At 71.2% G+C, this 243-nt stretch carries 1 pseudogene; it reads right to left on the reverse strand.

Annotated elements, in window-relative coordinates:
* Positions 1-31: 31 nt before the first annotated feature.
* Positions 32-243: pseudogene (locus ACSNOB_RS32150) on the reverse strand (hypothetical protein); the annotation flags it as partial.

A 243-nucleotide genomic window follows, 5' to 3' on the forward strand; every position in this document is an offset into this window, starting at 1 on the left:
CATCCAGGCTCTCCGCGGGCGCGACGGCCGATCAGGAATTCGAGGCGTCACGCAGGTGCTCGGGCTCCTCCATGTCGAAGGGCACCTCGGCCAGCTCCGCCCACAGCACCTCGGGGATCGGGTGCCGCGCCAGCGCCACCGTCTCCGCGATCCGCCCCGGCTTGCTCATCCCAACGATCGTCGACGTGATCCGAGGATCGCGCAGCGAGAGCTGCAACGCCGCCGCCGCCAGCGGCACGCCAT

The sequence above is a fragment of the Micromonospora sp. URMC 106 genome (assembly GCF_051386395.1).
Lineage (GTDB): Bacteria > Actinomycetota > Actinomycetes > Mycobacteriales > Micromonosporaceae > Micromonospora.